Raw genomic sequence first — 22,253 nt, 5'->3', positions numbered from 1 at the left:
AGTCATTTCCTTTTTGGTGAAAACAGAAAAAAGGGCCGCCGCACCGTTTGCCGTGCAGCAGCCCTTGGGTCCCTTATTGCGGGGTGTGGTTTACTTGGTGCCGTAGATGCGGTCGCCTGCATCGCCCAAACCGGGCACGATGTAGCCGTTCTCGTTCAGATGGTCGTCCTGTGCGCCGAGGTAGATGTCCACATCGGGGTGTGCCTCGTGCAGGGCCTTGATGCCTTCCGGGGCAGCGATCAGGCCGATGAACTTGATGCGCTTTGCGCCATGCTTCTTGATCTGGGTGATGGCGTCAATGGCGCTGCCGCCGGTGGCCAGCATGGGGTCCAGCACCAGCACGTCGCGCTCGTCGATATCCTGGGGCAGCTTGCAGAAGTACTCCACGGGCTGCAGGGTCTCCTCGTCGCGGTACAGGCCGATGAAGCCCACCTTGGCAGCAGGCAGCAGGGTCAGCATGCCGTCCAGCATACCCATGCCTGCGCGCAGGATGGGCACCAGGGCCAGCTTGCGGCCAGCCAGCACCTTGGTCTTTGCCATGGTGATGGGGGTCTCGATCTCCACTTCCTCCAGCGGCAGGTCGCGGGTGGCTTCGTAGCACAGCAGAGTGGCGATCTCGCCAACGAGGTCACGGAACTCCTTGGTGCCGGTCTGCTTGTTGCGCAGAATGCTCAGCTTGTGCTGCAGCAGCGGATGCTCAACGATCATCGGGGTCATAAAAACACGCTCCTTATTTTAAATAGATAGCTCTATCGGGTACGGTTTAACGATTCTCCAGTGCTGTCAGCTTGTCGATGCGGCGCTGATGGCGGCCGCCCTCAAACTCGGTGTTCAGGAAGATATCCACCAGCTGGCAGGCAAGGCCGGGGCCGACCACGCGGCCGCCCATGCACAGGGCGTTGGCGTCGTTGTGGCGGCGGGTATACTCGCAGCTGAAGCTGTCCGAGCAGCAGCAGGCGCGGATGCCCTTGATCTTGTTGGCAGCCATGCTGATGCCCACGCCGGTGCCGCAGAACAGCAGAGCCTTGTCGCTCTCGCCCTTCACGACGGCTTCGCAGGCGGGCACGGCCATGTCGGGGTAGTCCACGCTGGCAGTGCTGTGGGTGCCGTAGTCCACATAGGCGAGGCCCAGCTCGTCCAGATGGGCCTTGACAGCTTCTTTCAATTCAAATCCGCCGTGGTCAGCGGCCAGTGCAATGGGTTTTGCCATGGATTGCATTCCTTTCTCTTGGGCGCAGGACGTTCAGGCCTGCGGTTTGTTTGCGGCGGCTTCGGCGGCAAGGCGCTCGGCGCGCTCCCGCTCGGCCTGGCTCAGACGGTGATAGTCCGGCAGCAGCGCTTCCGGCAGCACAGCCTGCCCGGCCTGCGCCATCTGCTTTGCCACCAGCGCCACCGCACCGGCCCGGCCGCCCCGCAGCGCCGGGGGAGCTTCCAGCACGCCCGGCACATTGCCGTATTTATTATAGCACAGAGATGCGCCATCACCAACAAAAAACAGGGGCTTTTTGCAATTTTCTACAAATTCGGCCAGGTCGCTCACCGCCCGGGCGTCGTCGTCCAGCAGGCGGGCGTGGGTCGCCAGGTCAAAGGCCGCGCTGTACACCTGGGCGCGGCGGGCGTCCAGCGCGCAGAGCACGGTGCCTTCGCCGGTGTGGGCGGCGGCCAGCGCTTCCAGTGTGGACACCGGGGCGCACAGGGTCTCCCGGGGGAAAGCAAGCCCCTTCACCGCCGCAAGACCGATGCGCAGGCCGGTGAAGCTGCCGGGCCCTGCGTTGACGCCGTACAGGTCGATGTCGGCGCAGGTCATGCCGCACATCTTCAGGCAGGTGTCGATCATGGGCATCAGGGTCTCGCTGTGGGTCATGCCCGCGTCCAGATATACCTCGTACAGCAGGCGGTCGTCCTGCAGCAGGGCCACACCGGCGGTCTTGCCCGCCGTATCCACGGCCAGAATGTTCATAGCGTTACCCCCTCGATGGTGATCCTGCGTGTGTTCTCGTCCACCCGGTCGATGTTGACCCGGATGGGGTGTTCCAGCGCCAGCAGGTCGGCAAAGTTCTCGCTCCACTCGGCGGCCACGATGGCACCCTCGTCCAGATAATCGTAGAATCCGGCGGCGCACAGGTCGTTTTCGGTGGAGATGCGGTACAGGTCAAAGTGGGCCAGCGGCTTCGGCCCGCGATAGTAGTTCACGATGGCAAAGGTGGGGCTGGTGACCGGGTCGGTGCAGCCAAGGCCCTCGGCAAGGCCCTCGGTGAAAGCGGTCTTGCCCGCGCCCAGCCCGCCGGTGTAGGCCACAAGGGAGCCCGGTGCCAGGACGGCGGCCATGCGTTTGCCCAGCGCCACGGTCTCGGCGCGGGAATGGGTGATGTATTCTGCCATAAGAGTATACCTCTCTGATAACACAAAAGGGATGGCAGTGGGTTCTGCCATCCCTAAGTATAATATAATTGGTGCAAAAGTGCAATGCCCGCATATCAGGCGGCCTGCTGTTCGGCCGGGGCCGCTGCGGATACACCGGGCAGCCGCACGGTGTGGTCGCCGCTCAGCATCAGGTAGCTGGCCGCCGCGTGGGGCCGCCGCCCGCCCTGGCTGCTGTACCAGATGATATCGTCGGTGCCGTAGGTCTCCTTTGCGTCGTCGGCGGCCTGTTCCAGCGTGTCGCCCGCGATCATCCGGTTCACCATGTCCCACAGCATACTGCGGGAATACACCGAGTAGACGTTGTTCACATACCCGGCCACGGCCTTTGCGCCGCCCGCCAGCAGGCCGTCCGCAATGGAGGTGTCCACATGGCCGTTCTTGCCGTAGAACTCGCAGGTCTCGCTGAGCACGATGCCACTGCCCCGGTAGGCGCTGCGGAAAAACGCACCGGTGGCGGCGTACATGCCGTTGATCTTGACCACCCGGTGGCTGAGCAGGTCCAGCCCGTAGCGGAAGTCGCTCCAGAAGTTCGACTGCTCGGTGAGCAGGATGAGCGGTTCGGTGGCCGTCTTTTTCCACAGCCAGCCGTATTCATAAGTATAATAGGCTCCATGGGTGCTCAGCACGCACACATCGTACCGGCCCATGCGCCGCAGGTCCGAGAGGGTGACGCGGGTGTTCAGGGTGGTGTCCAGCCCCTGGGAGGTCCAGTAGGTCTGCATATAGGCGTAATAGGGGTAGCGGGTGGAGTTGACCGTGTTGTCAAAGGCGTAGTAGATGGCCGCACTGCCCAGTGTGCCGTTGCCGGAGGCATCGGCGGCCAGCCGGTCCAGTGCCTCGCCGGACGGGAAGGCCACGGTGTCGTTCTCCTCGTCCAGGTCGGTCAGGATGCCGCCCAGCGCACCACAGGTGTAGGCAAAGCTCACCATGCCGTTTTCTTCGTCGGCGTAGATCGAGCCTTTTGCCACAAGGCCCTCGTCCACCAGCTGTTCCAGCTGGTCCAGCGCGGCGTCGGTGCGCTGCGCCTGGGTCATCCCGGCGTAATCGTCGCTGCCGGTCAGCGCGGTGACGGCGGTGTCTGCCTGCTGCATGTCCTGCACCTGGGCAGCGGTCAGGGTCTGCGGCGCAGCGGCAGTGTCCGGCTCTGCGGCAAAGGCCGCCGTGGGCAGCAGTGCGGCCAGCAGGGCCAGCGCGCACACCGCGCTCACCAGGCGGCACCCGAATCCATTCTTCATATTCCCATTCCTCCGGGGCCGGTGCAGTCTGTGCACGCCCCTTTTCCGGCAGCTTTGCTGCCCCGGTCGGCGTCCGGCCGTTTGCTTTGCTTCTTGCGCCCACGGGGCGTTTTGCGCGCCCCGCCGCGTGTACTCATTGTAGAATCTCCGCCCGGCTTTGTCAAGCTCCCACACGGATTTCACACTCCTGCGATTGCAAAGGCCCCGCCGCCTGTGTATAATAAGGATAAACTGGGTTTGTATGCCCTGTGTTCTTTTTGAAAGGTGGTGCTTTCTTGGAAGGCATTCGACAATATTGGAAACGGACCGATAAATTCTACCTGCTGCTGTGCATCTTCAGCAGCACCATGGCCGTGGTGGCGCTGGCGTCCTGGGCCACGAAGCAGGGCAATGGCTTTGCCGTGGACGAACTCACCGGGGCCATCACCGGCATCGGCGATTACCGCCGCGCCGTGGTGCAGGGCGGTGCAGCCGTGCTGGGCCTGTGCGTGGCGCTGCTGCTCTCCTGCATCGACTACCGCAGCCTCGTGAAGGTGTGGCCGGTGCATGTGGCCGTCACCTGGGGGCTGGTGCTGCCCACCCTGTTCATCCGCAACGTGAGCATCGGCCCGCTGACCATCGGCTACAACGCGGGCGACACCGACAACTACTCCTGGTACAAGCTGGCAGGCTTCACCTTCCAGCCCACCGAGCTGGCGAAGATCAGCTTCATCCTCACCTTTGCCATGCATCTGAACAACGTGCGCAGCCGCATCAACGAGCCCAAGGAGCTGGCAAAGCTGCTGCTGCACCTGCTGGCCCCCATCGCCATCATCCATGTGCAGGGCGACGACGGCACCGCCATCATCTACGGCATCATCGGCTGCTGCATGATGTTTGCGGCGGGCCTGAGCTGGAAGTATATCATCGGTGCCATTGCAGCCGCCGGTGCGGCGGTGGCCGCCGCCTTCGCCTTTTTCAGCGATAAGATCGGCAAAGGCTACCAGTGGTACCGCATCCTGGCCGTCATCGACCCGGAGAACACCACCGGCTGGGCTCCCAACGAGGCCACCTGGAAGAACATCATCTACCAGCAGCAGCGCGGCGAGATCGCCATCGGCTCCGGCGGCATCTTTGGCAACGGGCTGTTCAGCGGCCGGTACTACAGCGTGCCCAACGCCCACAACGACTTCATCCTCAGCTGGATGGGCAACGCCATCGGCTTTGTGGGGCTGTGCATCGTGCTGGGGGTGCTGCTGGCGCTGGTCATCAAGACCTTCGACACAGGTGCCCGCAGCGAGGACCTGCTGGGCAGCTACATCTGCGCGGGCATCGGCGGTGCACTGCTGGCCCAGATCGCGGTGAACGTGGGCATGAACCTGCGGGTGCTGCCGGTCATCGGCGTCACCCTGCCGTTCTACTCGGCGGGCGGCAGTTCGGTGCTGATGCTGTATATCTGCGTGGGATTAGTCCTGTCCGTCTATATGCACAACACAAAGAGCCTGTTTGGGTAAATCTCTATATGTAAAAGGCCTGCCGTGCATCTGCACGGCAGGCCTTTTTGTTTTATCGGTACATAAGGTGTGCTGGCAGTTTCTTCGAAGACCGTCCGCTGGGGTGGGACCCTGTTGCCGTCAGGCAATAGGGCGGGCGATGGAATGGCCCGAATCGTGTCTGAGAAGAAAGCTGCCAGCGCACCGTGCAACCAATTACTTCAGCACAGCACCCAGGTTTGCGCTGGTGACCATGCGGGCATAGCGGCTCAGCCAGCCCGTCTTGATGTTGGGTTCGGGAGCGACATACTTTGCCTTGCGCTCAGCCAGCACCTCATCGCTGACTTCCAGCGTGATCTTGGCATTGGGGATATCAATGTTGATGATATCGCCCTCCTCGATCAGGCCGATGGGGCCGCCGGAAGCAGCTTCCGGGCTCACATGGCCGATGGCAGCGCCGCGGCTTGCGCCGGAGAAACGGCCATCGGTGATGAGGGCCACGGTCTTGTCCAGCTTCATACCAGCCAGTGCGGAAGTCGGGTTCAGCATCTCACGCATGCCGGGGCCGCCCTTGGGGCCTTCGTAGCGGATGACCACCACATCGCCCGGGACGATCTTGCCCGCATAGATAGCGGCAATGGCTTCGTCCTCGCTGTTGAACACGCGGGCCGGGCCGGCGTGCTGCTGCATCTCGGGAGCAACGGCGCTGCGCTTGACCACGCAGCCGTCCGGTGCGATGTTGCCCCACAGGATCTGCAGACCGCCGGTCTGAGAGTAGGGGTTGTCGATGGGACGGATGGCCTTATCGTTCAGGATGTGGGCACCCTTGATGTTCTCGCCCAGGGTCTTGCCGGTAACGGTGGGCACATCCAGATCCAGCAGGCCCTTCTTGGCCAGCTCGGCCTGCACAGCGGGGATACCGCCTGCAGCGTAGAGGTCGGGCATGTGGGTGGGACCGGCCGGTGCCAGATGGCACAGGTTCGGGGTCTTGGCGCTGATCTCGTTGAACAGCTTCAGGTCGATGGGCACACCGGCTTCGTAAGCGATGGCCAGCAGGTGCAGCACGGTGTTGGTGGAGCAGCCCAGAGCCATATCACAGGTCAGCGCGTTGCGGATGGAGCGCTCGTTGATGATCTGACGGGCGGTGATGCCCTTCTTGACCATATCCATGATGGCCATACCGGCGTGCTTTGCCAGCTGCAGACGCTTGGAGTAGACAGCCGGGATGGTGCCGTTGCCGGGCAGAGCGATGCCGATGGCCTCGCACAGGCAGTTCATGCTGTTGGCAGTGTACATGCCGGAGCAGCTGCCGCAGCTGGGGCAGCAGTTGCAGGTGCAGTCTTCCAGCTGATCCTCGGTGATCATACCGGCCTTGTAAGCACCCACGGCCTCGAACATCTTGGAAAGGCTGACTTCTTCGCCGCCGTAGGTACCGGCCAGCATCGGGCCGCCGGAGCAGACCACGGCGGGAACATCCATACGCACAGCCGCCATCACCATGCCGGGCACGATCTTGTCACAGTTGGGCACCAGCACCAGACCGTCCAGCTGGTGGGCCATCAGCATGGTCTCCACGCTGTCACAGATCAGCTCGCGGGATGCCAGGCTGTACTTCATGCCCACATGGCCCATGGCAATGCCGTCGCACACGCCGATGGCGGGGATCAGGATGGGCGTGCCGCCTGCCATCTCGACACCAGCCTTGACGGCATCGGCGATCTTATCCAGATTCATATGGCCGGGCACGATCTCGCTGTAGGCGCTCACCACGCCGATCAGCGGGCGCTCCAGTTCTTCGGGCGTGTAGCCCAGTGCGTAGAACAGGCTTCGGTTCGGGGCGCGCTCCGAGCCCTTGGTCACGTTGTCACTTCTCATTTTCAAATCCTCCACGACTGCCGCTGACGCGGCAGATGATGTTCCGGCTTTGCCGGAATGATGTACTCCTGCGGAGCATGATGTTTTTGCAAATGCAAAAATGATGTTTGCCGCATGGCGGCAAATGGAACAGACAGCAGACAAACCGCTTTCTGCTCATGCGCCGCAGCGCACCTCATTTGCCAACGGCAAACATCATTGCAATGCTACATCATGTGCCTGCGGCACACATCATTTTTTACTTCTTCAGCCAGCTCATCATGCTGCGCAGCTCTGCGCCGACCTTCTCGATGGGCAGCTCGGCTTCCATGCGGCGCTTTGCCAGGAAGTGGACCTTGCGGCCGCCGTTGGGGCTCATCTCGGTCAGGAACTCGGAAGCGAAGGTGCCGTCCTGGATCTCGGTCAGGACCTTCTTCATCTCCTTGCGGGTCTCCTCGGTGATCAGGCGCTTGCCGGTGCGGTAGTCGCCGTACTCTGCGGTGTTGGAGATGGAGTAGCGCATCTTGGAGAAGCCGCCCTCGTTGATCAGGTCAACGATCAGCTTCATCTCGTGGCAGGTCTCAAAGTATGCCATCTCGGGCTCGTAGCCAGCCTCCACCAGGGTGTCGAAACCAGCATGGATCAGCTCGGAAACGCCGCCGCACAGCACTGCCTGCTCGCCGAACAGGTCGGTCTCGGTCTCCTCACGGAAGGTGGTCTGCAGGATGCCTGCACGGCCTGCGCCGATGCCGGAAGCATAGGCCAGAGCGATGTCCTTTGCCTTACCGGTGTAATCCTGCTCCACGCAGATCAGAGAGGGGCAGCCCTCGCCCTCGGTGTACAGGCGGCGGACGATGTGGCCGGGGCCTTTGGGAGCGATCATGATCACGTCCACGTTCTTCGGAGCGGTGATGGTCTTGAAGTGGATGTTGAAGCCGTGTGCAAAGGCCAGTGCCTTGCCCTCGGTCATGTAGGGAGCCACCTGCTTGTTGTAGATGTCGGCGCACAGCTCATCGGGCACCAGCATCATGACCACATCACCGGCCTTGGCAGCTTCTTCCACTTCCATGACCTTGAAGTTCTCATGAGTTGCTGCGAACTCAGAAGCCTTCTCCCAGTGAGCGGAACCCTTGCGCAGGCCGACGACAACGTTGACACCGCTCTCGGCCAGGTTCTCGGAGTGAGCGTGGCCCTGGCTGCCGAAGCCGATGATGGCGACGGTCTTGCCGTCCAGCACGCCGAGGTTGCAGTCGGAATCGTAGTATTTCTTGATAGCCATGGTAGTTGTTCTCCTTTTAATTTTTCTTGTTGTGGCTAATTATAAACGTACTTTTATTTTTTCGCTCACTGGGGAGCGGAAAAGCTCAGGTTCTCTCCGGGCAGTGGGTGCCGGGCAGGGGCAGCTGGGCCGAGCGCACCTGCTGCGGCGGCTTCTGCATATGCTGGTGCATCCCGCCGCGTTCCAGCGCGGTGACGCCGGTGCGGCACTGCTCAAGGATCTTGTAATCCGTGAACATTTTCAGGAAGGCGTCGATCTTATCCGGCTTGCCGATCAGCTCAAACACCATGCTGTCCGGCGAAAGGTCAATGATCTTTGCCTTGTAGATGCTGGCGATCTCCCGCAGCTCGCTGCGGTTGTGCACATCAGAGGCCACTTTCAGCAGCAGCAGTTCGCGCTCCAGCGATTTTTCGCTGTCCAGTACGAACACCTGCCGGGTCACTTCCAGCCGTTCGGTCTGCAGGATCAACTGCTGCAGCGCCTTGTCGTCGCTGGTGATGGTGACAGTGATGCGGCTCACCGCCGGGTCGTTGGTGGCCGAGACGGTCAGGCTGTCAATGTTGAAGCCGCGGCGGCAGAACAGGTTGGACACACGGGCCAGAACACCGCTCTGGTTGTCCACCAGCAGGCTGATGACCCTGCGCTTGTTGGATTCCATAGGTTTGTGCCCTCCTTATTCCATGATGATATCGTTGATGTCGCCGCCGCCGGGGATCATGGGCAGCACGCGCTCATCCTTATCAATGACACACTCGATCCAGGTGGGGCCCTTCTGCTTGAGGGCATCCGCAAAGGCGGCCTGGAACTCGGGCAGGTTTTTGCAGCGGTAGCCCTTCAGGCCAAAACCATCGGCCAGCTTGACGAAGTCGGTCTTGCGGTGGGGGTCAGTCTGGCTGTAGCGCTTGCCGTAGAAGATGGTCTGCCACTGGCGTACCATGCCCAGCACGGAGTTATTGAAGATGACCGTGATGATGGGCAGCTCGTAGCTGACAGCGGTGCAGGCTTCGTTCAGGTTCATGTGGAAGGAGCCGTCGCCGGTGAACATGACCACCCGCTGGTCACGGCCCAGGGCCATCTGTGCACCGATGGCGGCACCGTAGCCGAAGCCCATGGTGCCCAGACCGCCGCTGGTGATAAAGCCGCGGCTCTTGGCGTGGCGCAGGTACTGCGCCGCCCACATCTGGTGCTGACCCACGTCGGTGACGTACACGGCCTCCGGCCCGCACTGGTTGCACACCTCGCCGATGACCTGATGCGGCATCAGGCGGGTGGGGTCGGAAACAGGATGGTAATCCTGTGCCTGCCACTCGCGGATCATGGTCATCCACTCGGGATGCTTCTTTTCCTCGATCTGCGGCAGCATGGCATTCAGCACATAGGCGGCATCGCCCACAATGGAGAGGTCCACTTCCACATTCTTGCCCAGCTCGCTGGCGTCGATGTCGATCTGGATGATGGTGGCGTTCTTGGCAAAGGTCTTGGGGTTCAGGGCCACACGGTCCGAGAAGCGGGTGCCCACCGCGATCAGTACATCGCAGTCGGCCACGGCCCGGTTGGAGGTGTAGCAGCCGTGCATGCCCAGCATGCCGATGTTCATCGGGTCGCCGTAGGGCACCACGCCGGCCGCCATCAGGGTGTAGGTGGCGGGAATTTCCGCCTTGTGCAGCAGATCCCGCAGCGGCTGGCAGGAAGCTGCGCTGCGCACGCCGCCGCCAAAGTAGACCAGCGGGCGCTGGGCCGCGTTGATGAGGTCGGCCGCCCACTTGACCTGTTCGGCGTTGAAGGTGGTCACGGTGCGGATGGGTTCAGGGTGCTTGGGGGTGAACTCGCAGACGGCTGCGGTCACATCCTTGGGGATGTCCACCAGCACCGGGCCTTTGCGGCCGCTCTGCGCGATGCGGAAGGCCGCCCGCATGGTGTCTGCCAGCTCTTCCACCCGGCGCACCGTGAAGTTGTGCTTGGTGATGGGCATCGTGATACCCTCAATGTAGGCTTCCTGGAAGCTGTCCGTGCCCAGACCTGCGGTGGGCACGTTGCCGGTGAAGGCCACCATGGGCACCGAGTCCATATAGGCGGTGGCAATGCCGGTGACCAGATTGGTGGCACCCGGGCCGCTGGTGGCCAGCACCACGCCGGTGCGGCCGGTAGCACGGGCATAGCCGTCTGCCGCATGGGCCGCGCCCTGCTCGTGGGCGGTAAGCACATGGGTGATGCGGTCGGAATTCTTATACAGCTCATCATAAAGGTTCAGCACTGCGCCGCCGGGATAGCCAAAAAGGGTATCCACGCCCTGTTCGCAGAGGACCTCGACAAAAATCTGGGAACCATTCAACTGCATGGTGCGTTACTCCTGTTTCTTTCCTGATCCTTCTATCATTGACACGCTTCTGCCGCAGGAGACCGGGTATAAAAAAAGCCCTTGTCCCCTGTTCTCCAAGAGACAAAGACCTTGTGATCATCAAGCTCTCTGCGGTACCACTCTCGTTGACGTGCCCTGCACGCCCCCTCACGGACTTCCAGCAAAGTCCCGCACTGTAACGGCTGCAACCGGCGCTGCTTACAAGGGTTTGCACCCGTTGGGCAGGCTGCTCCGGGATGATTTTCCGCACGAAACGCTGACTGCCTTGCACCAGACGGCAGCTCTCTGAACAGTGGGGATCGTGTGGTACTTTTTCCCATCTGCGCATTTGTTGATGTAAATTATACTATAAATCGGCCTTTTGTCAATCGACGATTTGTCTCCTGAACCGCCTCAAACATGAAGGGATTTGAACACTGACATTTCAGTTCTTGCGCGGGGCACAAAAGTGCTGTATACTTCTTCTATGCGCGTGTGCGCGTATTTTTATGATGCAACTGAGGGACAGGAAATATGAGATTGAACGAATGGAATGCCCGTCTGCACGGGCTCGTGGTCTTTCGCAGTCTGCTGGACGATGCCGTTGTGGCAAAGCTCGTGGACCTGACGGACCGCATGGCCTCCGGCACGCCCGGCTGCAGTGCCGTGTGTGACGCCGTGGCGCAGTTTGAGGCTGCACTGTTTGAGCACACCACCAACTGGGGCGACTACCTCAGTGCTGCCGTGCTGGAAGCCGAGACCGTCTGCGTGCGCAGTGCCGCCGCAGGCGCACTGGCCCCGGCTCTGCAGACCGCGCTGGACCGCGAGCTTGCCTTTCTGCAGGCGCTGTGCGGCCTGACGCTGGACGAGCTGCTGGCTTCCGGCGGGGTCCCCGCCCAGAGCGCAGAGTACGCCTTCCTGCCCCGGTGGGAGACTTCCGCCATCGACCTGCCCGCCGCCTACGCCCAGCGCATGAGCGAGGTGGGCCGCAAGGGCTACGGCATGTTCGCCAAGCATCACGTCTTCACGGTGGAGAACGGTCAGCTGGTGCCGGTGAAGTACCCGGACCCCCAGCGTCTTTCTGAGCTGCCGGGCTACGAGAAGGAGCGGGAGAAGGTCATCGCCAACACCCGTGCCCTGCTGGCCGGGATGCCCGCCAACAATGTGCTGCTCTACGGCGACGCGGGCACCGGCAAGTCCAGTGCCGTGAAGGCCATTGCCAATGAGTTTGCGCCCGAGGGCCTGCGGCTGGTGGAAGTGAAAAAGAACCAGCTTTACCAGATCCCGGACCTGATGGACAAGCTGGCCGCAAATCCGCTGAAGTTCATCCTGTTCATCGACGACCTGAGCTTTACCGCCAACGACGACAACTTTGCCGCGCTCAAAGCCATCCTCGAGGGCAGCGTGGGCGGCCGGGCAAAGAACATTGCAGTGTACGCCACCTCCAACCGCCGCCACCTTATTAAAGAGACCCTCACCGACCGCACCGGCGACGACATCCACGAAGTCGACACCCGGCAGGAGCTGATGAGCCTTTCGGCCCGGTTCGGCCTGACGGTGACCTTCCAGCGGCCGGAGAAGGCCCGGTTCGAGACCATCCTCGCCGAGCTGGCAAAGCAGCACCACATCGACATGCCCATGGACCAGCTGCTGGTCAAGGCCGAAGCCTTTGCCATCCGTGCCGGCGGCCGCAGCCCGCGCGTCGCAAAGCAGTTCATTGAACAGTGCGAAGCAGGCGTGCAGAAATAAATTTCCTTTTACAGCAAAAATCAGGACACCCGCGGGTGCCCTGATTTTTTTGTTTTTTCTTATTTCTCCGCGGGGCGGCCTTGCAGAGCGGTTTGCTTCCTACGCAAGGATTTTCTTCAGCTGGCATTGCAGGATCGCGTTCAGCCGTTCGATCCGCTCCGGCTCGATGCAAATCTCCGGATGGCCCGCGAAGCGGAAGTCTTTCAGGTTTTTCAGGTCTGCGCGGACGTCGTCTGTCAGCAGTCCCCTGGCCGTGGCGATAAAATCCGAACCCAGCCGGGGCGCACAGTGCCGGATGCACCATTCCATATTTTTCAGCTGGTTGCTGTCCAGATCGAACAGCAGGCTTCGGTTGTTGTCGAACACCGGTGCCATTTTTTGGATCTGCAGCGTATCGTTCTCGTACAGCACGCCGAAGTTTCCGCTGTGGCGGTCAATGTTCAGGATCAACGCATCCAGAATGCACATCCGCCGGAAAGCGCCTCCGCTCCCGATGCTTTCAAAGCAGCGGAGGAACCCGGAGATCGTGCGGTCTTTCGTGAGGGCCGCCGCCTTGGCCAGGCCGTACCGTTCGCTGGTGAACAGCGCACATTTGGAGATCAGCTCACCATGGTAGAAGGCAAGTTCATAACGGACCGCATCCGGACAGAGAATAGCCGCAAGCTGCGAAGCAAGGTATTCTGCGATCGGCTCCACGCCGAACACACCGCCCGTTTTATAGAGCTGAATGGTGTCATCTTCCCGCACCCAGCATTTCGCATACTGCCCGTCCGTGCTGAACTCCGGGGAGGTGGAAGAAAAGCCGGAACTGCTCACGGAGCCATCAAACGCAGCTTCGGAAATGATCTCGTTGAACGGGTTCCGATAGAGGGAAACGTCCTTCCACTGCAGGCCGGAATCCACCGGCTTGACCCAGAAGGTGTCATTCAGAGAGAGCGCATGGGTAACGTTCAGATAGCCTTCCAGCGTGTCGCAGCCGTACTCTTTCAGAAGTTCGGCAATATGTGCCCGGTGCTTTGGCGCTTTGCGCTGCTCCAGAAAATCCGTCAGGTTTGCGTATCCAAAGGGCCGAAGTTCCGTGTGCCAGACATCTTCCTGCGCGGTCGTTTCCAGATATTCGTTCTGCTCACAATGGAATTCCAGCCAGACGGAATCCTTGTTCAAAAAGAGATACTGCATTCGCAACGCTCCTTTCCCTCCAGGATCGGCACAATCCCAGTTTAGCTTTATGATACCATGAAGCACGCGCTTGCCAGGGGGCCCGCTGGGGACTTCATTGCTCCGCTTCGCTCCACAAACGCGAAGTTATCTGTCTTTTGTATCGTCCATAAGTTCGTTCAATTCTTTTTCATCTTGGATATCCTTAACTGGCTTTTTTCCGGTAATATCCGTATACGCTTCTTTTATGCCGTTCTTTACCGCCCACTTAACGATGAAATACAATGCGATCAAAGCAACAATGCCAAATCCATTCACCATAGATGCAACACCTCCAAATCCCGATTTGTTGAGTTAAGTATACCATACTCCCTGGTGAAAGAACAGGCTAATCTAGCACAAAAGGCAGGATACCACGCTATGGTGATACCCTGCCTTTGCTGTTCTCGTCCTATCCTGCCTGCCACAAACAAAAAATCCTCAGACAAAAGTCTGAGGATTTTTGTGGTGGACGGTACAGGACTCGAACCTGTGACCTCCTGCACGTCAAGCAGATGCTCTACCAGCTGAGCTAACCGTCCATACGTCATATCGACTCGATTATTTTACCACAGCTTCGGCAAAAAAGCAATACTTTTCTGCAACTTTTTTATTTTTGCACGGCCAGCGCCTTATGGATGATGTCATACAGCACCGGCTTCATGGCCTCGATGTCGTCCGGCTTGCCTTCCAGAATGCTGGAATAGCACACCGACATACACATGCTGCCCAGCGCCGTGATGCGCTGGTAGATCTCGCGCTCGGTGCGGCCGACCATCTCCGGGCTGGACATCACCACGGTGAGCAGCTTGCGCATCAGAGGTTCGGCGTCGCGGCTGGCCTCGATCTGGTCCAGCCCCGGCCAGACGAAGTTGCGCTCCAGAAATTTCAGCACCAGCGTGTCGCGGCGCAGCGCTTCAATGATGTGGTCGATCACCGCCACCATCTTATCCGGGAAGGTCTGCAGCTCGGTCTGCTGCTCCACAGCCATGCACGCCTCGCTCAGCAGCTGGTAGCTCACCCGGCCCAGCAGCGCCTGCATCACGGCACCCTTATCCTGGAAATACAAATAAAAGGTGCCTTTTGCCACCTTTGCGCGGGAGGTGATGTCCTCCACGCTGGTCTTCGCGGTGCCGCGCTCCAAAAACAGCTCATAGGCCGCGTCCAGCAGCGCCCGGCGCTTTTCCTGCTTTTTTCCCTCCACGGTGCTCATGCTCTGGGTCGATTCCTCTTTCCTCTTGTTTTTGCCTTTTGTTCCGGGCACATCCCGGTGTTGCGTCCGGTTTACTTTTCTTAGTTTAGCAGTCCTTGTGCGAATGTGCAAGCCCACTTTCCTATACAATTTTCCGTCCGTGATAAGAAAACTGACTTTTGGTCATTTTTGTGCTTGACACCCGCCGCTTCCTGAATATAATAGGGTTTGCTTAGAAATGACCAGCGGTCATTTTGCTAAGATTCTTTAACCACTTTCTATTCTGGAGGGTTCTCATGAAAAAGATCGCACAGGGCATCGTGCGGTTCCGGAAGCTGATTTTGACAGTAGCATTCCTGCTGCTGATCCCTTCCGCCATCGGCGCGATCGCCACCCGCATCAACTATGACATCCTCACCTACCTGCCGCAGGATCTGGACTCCATGATCGGCGAGGTAGCCCTTGAGGACGACTTCCATCTGGCCTCCACCGGCATGATCACGGTAGAGGGCCTGCCAACCAATGAACTCATCGCCATGAAAAAGGAGATCGACGCCGTGCCCGGTGTCACCCAGACCTTCTGGCTCAGCGATGTGATCGACCCCAGCATCCCCACCGAGATGCTCCCCGCCGATGTGCAGCAGTTCATGTTCGGCAAGAACGATTCCACCATGCTGATCGTCCGCTTTGACGCCCCCAGCGCCAGCGACGAGACCATGGAGGCCGTCAAGCAGATCGAAAAGCTGCTGCGCAAGGACTGCTTCTTCGGCGGCATGAGCGTCATCCTGCAGGACACCAAGGCACTGGTCAATCAGGAAATGCCCATGTACATCCTGATCGCCGTGGGTGCCAGCCTGCTGGTGCTGTTCCTCTCGCTGGAAAGCACCATCACCCCGCTGCTGTTCATGCTGGGCCTTTTGTTCCCCATCGTGTACAACTTCGGCACCAACATCCTGCTGGGCCAGATCAGCTACATCACCGAAGCGCTGGCCACCGTGCTGCAGCTGGGCGTGACGATGGACTTCTCCATCTTCCTGCTGCACCGCTACGAGGAAGAAAAGGAGCTGCGCTCCTCCAATGAAGAAGCCATGGCCAGCGCCATCTGCAAGACCATGACCTCCATCTCCGCTTCCAGTCTGACCACCATCGCAGGCTTCCTGGCTCTGTGCGCCATGCGCCTGACGCTGGGCCGCGATATCGGCCTGGTCATGGCCAAGGGCGTGGCACTGGGCGTCATCTGCACCGTGGTCATCCTGCCCGCCCTGATCCTTACCTTTGATAAATGGGTGGAAAAATATAAGCACCGCACCGTCATCCCCAAGCTGACCAAGCTGAGCTACTTCGTCTCCAACCACGCGGTGCCCATCGTGGTCGCCTTTATCCTTATTATTATCCCCTTTGCCATCGCCCAGAACAAGACCGAAGTCTACTACACCCTGTTCGATTCCCTGCCCCAGGACCTGACCGGCATCGTGGGCACCAACAAGCTGGGCGAGGATTTCGGCATGACCACCAGCCACTTCATTCTGGTGCATGACGACCTGACCGCTTCCGAGGTGTCCGACCTGTGCGACGAGCTGAAGGATGTGGACGGCATCACCCAGGTGATGAGTCTGGATTCCATCACCGGCCCGGGCTTTGATACCGAGCTGCTGCCCGACAGCGTGATGGAGATCCTGCAGTCCGGCGGCTACAAGCTGATTTTGGCCAACAGCTCCTATAAGACCGGCACCGACGCCATCAACAACCAGCTGGACGAGATGATCAGCCTCATCAAGGCCGTGGACCCCGAGGGCGTCATCACCGGCGAAGGTGCCATGACCAAGGACCTGATCGAGGTCGCCGATGTGGACTTCAAGAACGTCAACGTCTGGTCCATTCTGGCCGTGCTTGCCATCATCGCCATTTCCTTCAAGAGCATCTCCATCCCCGTGCTGCTGGTCGCCAGCATCGAGGCCGCTATCGCCATCAATATGGGCATCCCGTACTTTACCGGTACGCAGCTGCCCTTCATCGCCAGCATCGTCATCGGCACCATCCAGCTGGGCGCTACCGTGGACTACTCCATCCTGATGACCACCCGTTATCACGAGGAGCGCGCCTTTGGCCGCACCCCCAAGGAAGCTGCCCAGCAGTCGCTGGAGCACTGCAGCCAGTCTATCCTGACCAGCGGCTTGACCTTCTTTGCCGCTACGGTCGGCGTGGCCGCCATCAGTAAGATGGAACTGCTGCGGAGCATCTGCCTGCTGATCTCCCGCGGCGCTCTGATCAGTATGCTGGTCATTCTGGTGATGCTGCCCGCCGCTCTGATGCTGTGTGACTGGATCATCCGCCACACCACCCTGAAATGGATGGTGCCTGAATCTGCCAACGCCAAGAAGTCTGAAAAGGAGTAATGCGTTATGAAAAAATCGCTTCGTTTCGCCAGTGCGGCGCTGGCTGTTGCCCTCGCCGCCAGCTGTGCCGCGCCCGCTTTTGCCGCTGGCAGCAGCAGCTTTACCAAGTCTGAGACCGTGTATGCCGTGATGAACGACGACGGCTCCATCAGCAGCACCACCGTCAGCGAGCATGTGTACAGCGCTTCCGGCCTGTCCAATGTCACCGATAAGAGCACCCTGACCAACATCCAGAACACCGAGAGCGACGCCGAGTTCACCCAGAACGGTGAGGACATCACCTGGAACACCGACGACACCGACGTGTACTACAAGGGCGACACCGACCGCAGCCTGCCCATCTCCGCCAAGATCACCTACGCCATGGACGGCCAGGAGGCTGCCCTGGAAGACCTGATCGGCAAGAGCGGCCACCTGACTGTGACCATCGCCCTGACCAACAGCGAGACCGACACCATCACCGTCAACGGTGCCGAGCGCACCATCGTCACCCCGCTGATCACCGCCGTGGGCGTGATCTTCGGCGAGGATGCTTCCAACGTCACCGCTGAGCACGGCATCATCGAGAGCGCCGCCAAGAGCAGCGTGGCCGCCTTCGTTACCCTGCCGGGCGTGAAGGATTCTCTGTCCGGCCTGCTGCCCGACGAAGTGGACAGCATCGAGGACTACCTGCAGGATACCATCACCGTGGAAGCCGATGTCACTGAGCTGACCTGCCCGCAGGTGATGATGGCCTGCGCCACCAGCACCGCCGCTCTGGGCACCGACAATGTGTTTGACCTGAGCAGCCTCAACGACCTGACCGACGGCATCAACCAGCTGAACGACGCCATGAGCCAGCTGCTGGACGGTGCTTCTCAGCTGGTGGACGGCACTTCCCAGCTGGCCAGCGGCGTGTTGGCCCTGCTGGACGGTGCCAACACCCTGAACAACGGCGCTTCCGCTCTGGATGACGGCCTGGGCCAGCTGACCAACGGTCTGGACACCCTGACTTCCAACAATGCCGCACTGGATTCTGCCGCCCAGCAGGTGGCCGACGGCGTGCTGGCCTCTGCCAACAAGACCCTGAAAGAGGGCGGCCTGATCGACGAGGATATGACCTGGTCCAACTACGCTTCCGTCATCGACAACATCCTGACCATGAACGACAAGACGCTGGCTGCCGGACGCCGCAAGATGGTGCGCACCATCTGGGAGCAGGCTCCCAGCTTCAAGGACAGCCAGCTGGATCTGGCTCTGTACCTTTCCGCCACCAAGACGAACCATGATCTGGAGGCCGCGCTGCGCCTGATGCAGAACTACGATCCCTCCATGCTGTGCGGTCTGGTGCAGCTGCTGACCAGTCAGGAAGCCAAGGACACCGCCAAGGCTGAGCTGAAGTATCAGGTGGAGAACAGTCAGGATATGGCCGACGTCCGCGCCCTGAAGGACAGCCTTTCCCAGATCCAGCTCTTTGTCTCCAGCGTGAACCAGTACACCGCAGGTGTGCAGTCCGCTGCGGACGGTGCCCACTCTGCCAAGGACGGCAGCGCGCAGCTGGCCGCAGGCACCCAGACCCTGTACGACGGTGTGAACACCCTGAACACCGGTGCCAGCCAGCTGAATGACGGCGCAGGCCAGCTGAACGACGGCCTGAACCAGTTCAACGAGGAAGGCATCTCCAAGCTGACCGGCGCTCTGGATCAGGATCAGCTCCACGGCCTGAAGACCGTGCTGGACGAGATGACCGACCGTCTGGAAAACTACACCAGCTTTGCCGGTGCCCCGGACGACGCCGAGAACAGCGTGAAGTTCATCTACAAGACCGCTGAGACCGTCGCCGCTGCGGATGCTACCGCTGCCGAGACCGAGACCGTGCAGGAAGGCAACTTCTTCACCCGCCTGTGGCAGCGCATCGTGAACCTGTTCAAGTTCTGATAAGCCATCTTCGAGATCTCATGTTGAACCTCATTCCATAAAGAAGCAGAAAACCCCAGCCGACCGGCTGGGGTTTTCTGCTGTAACCCTCTCAGCCTCACTTCGTTTGGCAGCTCCTCCGGCCGGGGGAAGATGGCGAAGCCAAAAAGGGGAGCACCTGTCGAACGTATGCGAGACTGAGAGGTTTTCGTCTGCTGACGCGGATGCTCCCGCAGGGAGCCAGCGGCAGCATATGCCGTTTCCCGTTACGGCCCTTCTCGTGAAAAAGCAAAGGAGAAAAGCCCGCAGGCTTTTCTCCTTTGCAAATTAAAAATAATTTTTCCGCTGAAAATGCTCAGAGCGAAGCGGAGAGCATTTTAAATCGTTTACTGAATCAGGTTCACGAACACCGGGCAGAGCACGGCGGTCAGCACACCGGCCACTGCGATGGAAAGGCCGCTCATGGCACCTTCCACCTCGCCCATCTGCAGCGCCTTGCTGGTGCCCACGGCATGGGCCGCCGTACCGATGCCCACGCCCTTCGCAATGGGGTCGGTGATGTGGAACACCTTGCACACGGTCTCGGCCAGCAGGGCACCCACGATGCCGGTGACGATCACGATGGCACCGGTCAGCGCCGCAATGCCGCCCAGCTCTGCGGCCACGTCCATGCTGATGGCGGTGGTCACGGACTTGGGCAGCAGGGTGGCATACTGCTCACGGGTCAGGTCCAGCGCCAGTGCCAGCGCCAGTGCGCTGCCAAGACTCACCAGCGTGCCCACCGAAATGCCTGCAATGATGGCGGCGGCATTCTCTTTCAGCAGGTCGATCTTCTCATACAGCGGGATGGCCAGTGCCACCGTGGCGGGCAGCAGCAGGTAATTCACCGGTGCTGCGCTGACCTTGTAGTCTGCATACGGGATCTTGCACACCGAAAGAAACACGATGACAAAAATGCTGCCCAGCAGCAACGGGTTGAAGATGGCCTTGCCGGTCAGCTTATTAATGAGGGCGCCCAGCGCAAAAGCGGCCAGTGTGAGCAGCACGCCCCATGCGGCAGAGCCGGACAGAAAATCATTCAGCAGCTGCGTCATTGTCGGCCTCCTTGTTTTTGCAGCCGGTCAGGGCCTGCGTGGTCTTGCCTGCGCTTACCATCACCAGCACCGTCACCGGGATGATGGCAATGAGGATGGGCAGCAGCATTTCGCCCATTTCTGCCCACAGCTCCATCACACCGGCGGCAGCGGGCACGAACAGCAGCGGGAAGATGCCGGTGAGGTAGGTGCCCACCTCTTTCACGTCTTCCAGCTTCACCAGCTTGAAGTTCAGCGCGGCCAGCAGCAGCACCAGCCCGTAAACGCTGGCCGGGACCGGCAGGGGCAGCACATGGTGAAGGATCTCACCTAAAAAGCAAAACGCAAGAATGCGTGCAAACTGAAAAATGTATTTCGTAGCAAAACGCTCCTTCCTTGGGTAAAAGTGTAAAAAGTCACATCGAATGTAAAGTATACCGCAGGAGCTCCAAACCATCAACCGTGATTCTGGATAAGAAAAACTGCACATTTTGCAGAGAACTGTGCAGAAAAAGCGCACCGGCAGAACCGGTGCGCTCTCATGCAGATTTGATATCAGATCACATAATCATTTCCCGCCTGATCGGGCAGGGCGAGGTCTGCGAGGGTGATGTTGCCAAAATAATTAGAGATGAGGTCATTCAGGCCCTTCCACATCTCATAGGTGCGGCAGTCTGCCATGCGGTGGCAGGGTGCTGCGCCGGGGGTCAGGCAGCTGACGGGTGCAAGGCTGCCCTCGGTCAGCATCAAAATCTCGCCCACGGTGTACTGGTCCGGGCTGCGGGTCAGCCGGTAGCCGCCGCCCTTGCCGCGCAGACCTTCCAGAAAGCCGTTCTGCACCAGCACCTTGAGGATGTTTTCGAGATATTTTTCCGAGATCTCCTGCCGGGCAGCGACCTCTTTGAGGGGGACATATTTTTCAGACTGATGCTCGGCCAGGTCGATCATCACGCGCAGTGCATAGCGCCCTTTGGTGGACACGATCATAATAGTGTACTTCCTTTGTTGGTTGATCAAATTTCAAACCTATTATACAACAGGGTAAATAATATTTCAATCCCACTTTTTTCAAAAAATCCATTGACAAGCGCCCAAATGGGGACTATAATACCATCAAACCCACAAACAATGTTGGTTTAAAGGATTTAAAACCGGGCCGCCCGGCTGGGCACACCGCCCATACAAAAACTGTATCAGGAGGAAACCACTATGAGCAAGATTTACACCGCCGCAGACCAGCTGATCGGCCACACTCCTCTGCTGGAGCTGACCCACATTGAAAAAGAGCAGAACCTGTCTGCCCACCTCATCGCAAAGCTGGAGTACTTCAACCCGGCCGGTTCCGTGAAGGACCGCATCGCCAAAAAGATGATCGACGACGCCGAGGCCAAGGGCCTGCTGAAGGAAGGCTCAGTCATCATCGAACCCACCTCCGGCAACACCGGCATCGGTCTGGCTGCCGTAGCCGCCGCCAAGGGCTACCGCATCATCATCGTGATGCCCGAGACCATGAGCGTGGAGCGCCGCCAGCTGATGAAGGCTTACGGTGCCGAGCTGGTGCTGAGCGAGGGTGCCAAGGGCATGAAGGGTGCCATTGCCAAGGCCGACGAGCTGGCAAAGGAGATCCCCAACTCCTTCATCCCCGGCCAGTTCGTGAACCCGGCCAACCCCCAGGCCCACATGGAGACCACCGGCCCCGAGATCTGGGAAGATACCGACGGCAAGGTGGATATCTTTGTGGCAGGCGTTGGCACCGGCGGCACCGTTACCGGTGTGGGCAAGTACCTCAAGAGCCAGAACCCGGATGTGAAGGTCGTGGCCGTGGAGCCTGCTTCCTCCCCCGTGCTGAGCAAGGGCACTGCCGGTGCACACAAGATCCAGGGCATCGGCGCAGGCTTTGTGCCGGACGTGCTGGACACCAAGGTATACGACGAGGTCATCGCCGTAGAGAACGACGACGCCTTTGCCACCGGCCGTCTGATCGGCCACAAGGAAGGCGTGCTGGTGGGTATCTCCTCCGGCGCCGCCGTTTACGCCGCCCTGCAGCTGGCAAAGCGCCCGGAGAACGCCGGCAAGAACATCGTGGTCCTGCTGCCCGACACTGGCGACCGCTACCTCTCCACCCCGCTGTTTGCGGACTGATTTTTT

Annotated in this window: 19 protein-coding genes, 1 tRNA gene, 1 pseudogene and 1 other annotated feature; of the genes and pseudogenes, 5 read left to right on the top strand and 16 right to left on the bottom strand. The window is 60.0% G+C overall.

Features of this window, described 5'->3' with window-relative positions; all coding sequences use genetic code 11:
* Positions 1-90 precede the first annotated feature (90 nt).
* The 5 genes from upp to CGS49_RS05935 all read right to left on the bottom strand — a co-directional run bounded on the left by upp (position 91) and on the right by CGS49_RS05935 (position 3,659).
* Positions 91-717 (bottom strand): uracil phosphoribosyltransferase, encoded by a 627-nt coding sequence (gene upp, locus CGS49_RS05955; RefSeq protein WP_097800960.1) that lies wholly within the window; start codon positions 715-717, stop codon positions 91-93.
* A 46-nt stretch (positions 718-763) separates the two neighbouring features.
* Positions 764-1,210, bottom strand: coding sequence for a ribose 5-phosphate isomerase B (gene rpiB / locus CGS49_RS05950; protein WP_097800959.1), 447 nt, complete (start codon positions 1,208-1,210; stop codon positions 764-766).
* A gap of 33 nt (positions 1,211-1,243) precedes the next feature.
* Positions 1,244-1,960, bottom strand: coding sequence for a tRNA (adenosine(37)-N6)-threonylcarbamoyltransferase complex dimerization subunit type 1 TsaB (gene tsaB, locus CGS49_RS05945; protein WP_097800958.1), 717 nt, complete (start codon positions 1,958-1,960; stop codon positions 1,244-1,246).
* Entirely contained in the window at positions 1,957-2,382 is a 426-nt protein-coding gene (gene tsaE, locus CGS49_RS05940; protein WP_097800957.1) for a tRNA (adenosine(37)-N6)-threonylcarbamoyltransferase complex ATPase subunit type 1 TsaE, read from the bottom strand. The genes tsaB and tsaE overlap by 4 nt, the downstream gene beginning before the upstream one ends.
* Before the next feature lie 95 nt (positions 2,383-2,477).
* Positions 2,478-3,659 carry a hypothetical protein gene (locus CGS49_RS05935; protein ID WP_097800956.1) on the bottom strand — a complete coding sequence of 394 codons (1,182 nt, stop codon included), beginning with the start codon at positions 3,657-3,659 and terminating at the stop codon, positions 2,478-2,480.
* Between the two features lie 275 nt (positions 3,660-3,934).
* On the opposite strand from CGS49_RS05935, the gene CGS49_RS05930 reads away from it, so the two are divergent.
* Complete coding sequence (locus CGS49_RS05930) at positions 3,935-5,152, top strand: FtsW/RodA/SpoVE family cell cycle protein (RefSeq protein WP_242975391.1); 1,218 nt, start codon at positions 3,935-3,937, stop codon at positions 5,150-5,152.
* A 195-nt stretch (positions 5,153-5,347) separates the two neighbouring features.
* On the opposite strand, the gene ilvD is transcribed toward CGS49_RS05930, so the two are convergent.
* From ilvD to ilvB, 4 genes and pseudogenes are all read right to left on the bottom strand, one after another.
* Positions 5,348-7,006 (bottom strand): dihydroxy-acid dehydratase, encoded by a 1,659-nt coding sequence (ilvD, locus tag CGS49_RS05925; RefSeq protein WP_097800955.1) that lies wholly within the window; start codon positions 7,004-7,006, stop codon positions 5,348-5,350.
* Positions 7,007-7,244: 238 nt separating this feature from the next.
* Positions 7,245-8,291: pseudogene (ilvC, locus tag CGS49_RS05920) on the bottom strand (ketol-acid reductoisomerase); the annotation flags it as partial.
* A gap of 58 nt (positions 8,292-8,349) precedes the next feature.
* A complete protein-coding gene (gene ilvN / locus CGS49_RS05915) occupies positions 8,350-8,922 on the bottom strand; it encodes an acetolactate synthase small subunit (protein ID WP_097800953.1) in 573 nt (190 codons plus the stop codon).
* Between the two features lie 15 nt (positions 8,923-8,937).
* Positions 8,938-10,602: a biosynthetic-type acetolactate synthase large subunit gene (ilvB, locus tag CGS49_RS05910; protein WP_097800952.1), complete on the bottom strand. Its 1,665-nt coding sequence runs from the start codon at positions 10,600-10,602 to the stop codon at positions 8,938-8,940.
* A 95-nt stretch (positions 10,603-10,697) separates the two neighbouring features.
* Positions 10,698-10,955: a binding site (T-box leader), on the bottom strand.
* 181 nt (positions 10,956-11,136) lie between these two features.
* Between ilvB and CGS49_RS05905 the strand changes: the two genes are divergently transcribed.
* Complete coding sequence (locus CGS49_RS05905) at positions 11,137-12,351, top strand: ATP-binding protein (protein ID WP_097800951.1); 1,215 nt, start codon at positions 11,137-11,139, stop codon at positions 12,349-12,351.
* A gap of 99 nt (positions 12,352-12,450) precedes the next feature.
* Here the strand turns inward: CGS49_RS05905 and CGS49_RS05900 are convergent, their stop codons facing one another.
* The 4 genes from CGS49_RS05900 to CGS49_RS05890 all read right to left on the bottom strand — a co-directional run bounded on the left by CGS49_RS05900 (position 12,451) and on the right by CGS49_RS05890 (position 14,761).
* Positions 12,451-13,530, bottom strand: a complete 1,080-nt coding sequence (locus tag CGS49_RS05900; RefSeq protein ID WP_097800950.1) for a HipA domain-containing protein — start codon at positions 13,528-13,530, stop codon at positions 12,451-12,453.
* A 126-nt stretch (positions 13,531-13,656) separates the two neighbouring features.
* Positions 13,657-13,830, bottom strand: coding sequence for a DUF6019 family protein (locus CGS49_RS14190; RefSeq protein WP_179859038.1), 174 nt, complete (start codon positions 13,828-13,830; stop codon positions 13,657-13,659).
* Positions 13,831-14,014: 184 nt separating this feature from the next.
* Positions 14,015-14,090, bottom strand: a tRNA-Val gene (locus CGS49_RS05895).
* Between the two features lie 68 nt (positions 14,091-14,158).
* Complete coding sequence (locus CGS49_RS05890) at positions 14,159-14,761, bottom strand: TetR/AcrR family transcriptional regulator (protein ID WP_097800949.1); 603 nt, start codon at positions 14,759-14,761, stop codon at positions 14,159-14,161.
* Positions 14,762-15,036: 275 nt separating this feature from the next.
* Between CGS49_RS05890 and CGS49_RS05885 the strand changes: the two genes are divergently transcribed.
* Both CGS49_RS05885 and CGS49_RS05880 read left to right on the top strand, forming a co-directional pair.
* Entirely contained in the window at positions 15,037-17,136 is a 2,100-nt protein-coding gene (locus tag CGS49_RS05885; protein WP_097800948.1) for an efflux RND transporter permease subunit, read from the top strand.
* Positions 17,137-17,142: 6 nt separating this feature from the next.
* Positions 17,143-19,053, top strand: coding sequence for a hypothetical protein (locus CGS49_RS05880; protein WP_097800947.1), 1,911 nt, complete (start codon positions 17,143-17,145; stop codon positions 19,051-19,053).
* A 365-nt stretch (positions 19,054-19,418) separates the two neighbouring features.
* Here the strand turns inward: CGS49_RS05880 and CGS49_RS05875 are convergent, their stop codons facing one another.
* The 3 genes from CGS49_RS05875 to CGS49_RS05865 all read right to left on the bottom strand — a co-directional run bounded on the left by CGS49_RS05875 (position 19,419) and on the right by CGS49_RS05865 (position 21,092).
* Positions 19,419-20,126, bottom strand: a complete 708-nt coding sequence (locus CGS49_RS05875; RefSeq protein ID WP_097800946.1) for an LrgB family protein — start codon at positions 20,124-20,126, stop codon at positions 19,419-19,421.
* On the bottom strand, positions 20,107-20,457 hold the full coding sequence (locus CGS49_RS05870; protein ID WP_430407822.1) for a CidA/LrgA family protein: 351 nt from the start codon (positions 20,455-20,457) through the stop codon (positions 20,107-20,109). The genes CGS49_RS05875 and CGS49_RS05870 overlap by 20 nt, the downstream gene beginning before the upstream one ends.
* 203 nt (positions 20,458-20,660) lie before the next feature.
* Positions 20,661-21,092 (bottom strand): RrF2 family transcriptional regulator, encoded by a 432-nt coding sequence (locus CGS49_RS05865; RefSeq protein WP_097800945.1) that lies wholly within the window; start codon positions 21,090-21,092, stop codon positions 20,661-20,663.
* Positions 21,093-21,314: 222 nt separating this feature from the next.
* Between CGS49_RS05865 and cysK the strand changes: the two genes are divergently transcribed.
* A complete protein-coding gene (gene cysK, locus CGS49_RS05860) occupies positions 21,315-22,247 on the top strand; it encodes a cysteine synthase A (protein ID WP_097800944.1) in 933 nt (310 codons plus the stop codon).
* Positions 22,248-22,253: the final 6 nt, after the last annotated feature.

The organism is Faecalibacterium langellae (genome assembly GCF_002549775.1).
In the GTDB taxonomy this organism is placed as follows: Bacteria; Bacillota; Clostridia; order Oscillospirales; family Ruminococcaceae; genus Faecalibacterium; species Faecalibacterium langellae.
This window is presented reverse-complemented; position numbering and strand designations above follow the sequence as displayed.

Bases quoted from the DNA above. Each gene is read 5' to 3' on its own strand.
- tsaE (WP_097800957.1), bottom strand. From the start codon at position 2,382: ATGGCAGAATACATCACCCATTCCCGCGCCGAGACCGTGGCGCTGGGC.
- CGS49_RS05880 (WP_097800947.1), top strand. From the start codon at position 17,143: ATGAAAAAATCGCTTCGTTTCGCCAGTGCGGCGCTGGCTGTTGCCCTC.
- CGS49_RS05890 (WP_097800949.1), bottom strand. From the start codon at position 14,761: ATGAGCACCGTGGAGGGAAAAAAGCAGGAAAAGCGCCGGGCGCTGCTG.
- CGS49_RS05865 (WP_097800945.1), bottom strand. From the start codon at position 21,092: ATGATCGTGTCCACCAAAGGGCGCTATGCACTGCGCGTGATGATCGAC.
- CGS49_RS14190 (WP_179859038.1), bottom strand. From the start codon at position 13,830: ATGGTGAATGGATTTGGCATTGTTGCTTTGATCGCATTGTATTTCATC.
- CGS49_RS05900 (WP_097800950.1), bottom strand. From the start codon at position 13,530: ATGCAGTATCTCTTTTTGAACAAGGATTCCGTCTGGCTGGAATTCCAT.
- CGS49_RS05875 (WP_097800946.1), bottom strand. From the start codon at position 20,126: ATGACGCAGCTGCTGAATGATTTTCTGTCCGGCTCTGCCGCATGGGGC.
- ilvN (WP_097800953.1), bottom strand. From the start codon at position 8,922: ATGGAATCCAACAAGCGCAGGGTCATCAGCCTGCTGGTGGACAACCAG.
- ilvD (WP_097800955.1), bottom strand. From the start codon at position 7,006: ATGAGAAGTGACAACGTGACCAAGGGCTCGGAGCGCGCCCCGAACCGA.
- rpiB (WP_097800959.1), bottom strand. From the start codon at position 1,210: ATGGCAAAACCCATTGCACTGGCCGCTGACCACGGCGGATTTGAATTG.
- ilvB (WP_097800952.1), bottom strand. From the start codon at position 10,602: ATGCAGTTGAATGGTTCCCAGATTTTTGTCGAGGTCCTCTGCGAACAG.
- CGS49_RS05905 (WP_097800951.1), top strand. From the start codon at position 11,137: ATGAGATTGAACGAATGGAATGCCCGTCTGCACGGGCTCGTGGTCTTT.
- upp (WP_097800960.1), bottom strand. From the start codon at position 717: ATGACCCCGATGATCGTTGAGCATCCGCTGCTGCAGCACAAGCTGAGC.
- CGS49_RS05935 (WP_097800956.1), bottom strand. From the start codon at position 3,659: ATGAAGAATGGATTCGGGTGCCGCCTGGTGAGCGCGGTGTGCGCGCTG.
- cysK (WP_097800944.1), top strand. From the start codon at position 21,315: ATGAGCAAGATTTACACCGCCGCAGACCAGCTGATCGGCCACACTCCT.
- CGS49_RS05885 (WP_097800948.1), top strand. From the start codon at position 15,037: ATGAAAAAGATCGCACAGGGCATCGTGCGGTTCCGGAAGCTGATTTTG.
- tsaB (WP_097800958.1), bottom strand. From the start codon at position 1,960: ATGAACATTCTGGCCGTGGATACGGCGGGCAAGACCGCCGGTGTGGCC.